The sequence below is a fragment of the Ureibacillus endophyticus genome, from assembly GCF_003628435.1.
Taxonomy (GTDB): Bacteria; Bacillota; Bacilli; order Bacillales_A; family Planococcaceae; genus Ureibacillus; species Ureibacillus endophyticus.
The window spans coordinates 1-1531 of the sequence record NZ_RBZN01000111.1; the positions used below are offsets into that span (position 1 = coordinate 1).

Genomic DNA, 1531 nt, shown 5'->3' on the forward strand with positions numbered 1-1531 from the left:
GTTTTAAGCATTTTAAAGCAAAGATTTTATTAAATGATTTATATAAAGAAATCGGGGTTCATTTAGGTTAACAAGGGTGACGTGCAAGAACACATCACCCCAACATTTGACTAAGAACCATTAAACTAAAGTAACGGTTAATTTAAAGTAACATGTTTACTTTTTATTTTCTAAATCGTTTATTCTCTTTTCAAGTTCTCTTACTTTATTAGCATTACCGAGTACTGTAGTAAAAGCTACAATCCCAAAAATGAATCCAATAAGTCCGAAAGTTTCCATACAATTTTCCACTCCTCAACTTGTGTATAGAAATAGCCTAAGTTATTTGTTTAGAAATCTCATCTGTTTATAATATGTTTTCAAACTAATAAAACTTTCTTAACAATTCCTGCTTCGTGATCTTAAGAAAAGTCAACCTAAGTGTATCATAGGTTTCTATTTTTCCCCTTTTAGATGTTATTGTAAATTTTTATCAACTCTATTTTAGGTGACTTTTGTAGAACATTTGCAAAAGGGATTTGTTCTTTTTGTATTGAATTAATAATTGAAGCAAGTAATGGTTTTCTACATAGAAAAAGAGGAGATTCATATCAATGAGCAATGGAATGAATGAACAAGAATTAAATAAGATTTTATCAAAAGAAAAGATTTTAGCATGCACGATAATGATGAATGGATCTCGTGTGTTTGAATACTTTAAAAATAAAAAAATAGAAGATAAGCAACACAAAATCTATTCCTGTACAAAAACAATCCTTTCATTATTAGTTGGTATTGCATTTGACAAAGGGTACTTACATAATCTTCACCAACCAATTCAAGAATATTTTTCAAAAGAACTACAAGAACAAAGGGATAAAAGAAAAAACGACATTACACTATATCACTTATTAACCATGACACCAGGCTTACATTTTCCAGAGTGGGAAGAATGGGACGGGTTTGCGCCAATGGTTCAAGGCGGGGATATTATAAAGTTTACTTTAGATAGAGAACTCATTTTGCCTCCTGGAGAAAAAATGAACTATAATTCAGGATGCTCCCATTTGATTACTGCAATATTGCAGCAAGTTACGGGAGAAACAGCATTACAATTTGCCCAAAAACACTTATTTAAGCCTTTAAATATTAGCAATGTGGAATGGTATAAGGATAATAAAGGTATTTATAAAGGTGCAGATGGTTTAAGGCTAACGATAGCGGATATGGAAAAACTTTGCTTGCTAATGCTTAAAAAAGGGCAATGGAAGGGAACTCAAATTGTATCCGAAAAGTGAATTGAACAAGCGATATCGCCACACTATTCTACATATAAGCACATTGGTGAATATGGTTTGCACTGGTGGACCTCAAAAATTAATCCTACTTTAGACGATGATTCAGATTCCAATCGTTTTCATTTTGGATTAGGTGGTAGTGTCAAAACTTCTATGAAAAATTGAAAAACACAAGGTATTGGGCGATAAGTACTCTCCGAACGAGGGGACAATCGCTCTTGACAAACATTCCGAAAAGGTTGCGCCCATATTTT

At 32.3% G+C, this 1531-nt stretch carries 2 protein-coding genes; one reads left to right on the forward strand and one right to left on the reverse strand.

Annotated features, from left to right (window positions below; all coding sequences use genetic code 11):
* Nucleotides 1-156 precede the first annotated feature (156 nt).
* Nucleotides 157-279 carry a hypothetical protein gene (locus tag D8M03_RS18025; protein ID WP_281272175.1) on the reverse strand — a complete coding sequence of 41 codons (123 nt, stop codon included), beginning with the start codon at nt 277-279 and terminating at the stop codon, nt 157-159.
* 314 nt (nt 280-593) lie between these two features.
* Between D8M03_RS18025 and D8M03_RS17515 the strand changes: the two genes are divergently transcribed.
* Nucleotides 594-1277, forward strand: coding sequence for a serine hydrolase domain-containing protein (locus D8M03_RS17515; RefSeq protein WP_121216055.1), 684 nt, complete (start codon nt 594-596; stop codon nt 1275-1277).
* The last annotated feature ends 254 nt before the right edge of the window (nt 1278-1531 follow it).

Bases quoted from the DNA above. Each gene is read 5' to 3' on its own strand.
- D8M03_RS18025 (WP_281272175.1), bottom strand. From the start codon at position 279: ATGGAAACTTTCGGACTTATTGGATTCATTTTTGGGATTGTAGCTTTT.
- D8M03_RS17515 (WP_121216055.1), top strand. From the start codon at position 594: ATGAGCAATGGAATGAATGAACAAGAATTAAATAAGATTTTATCAAAA.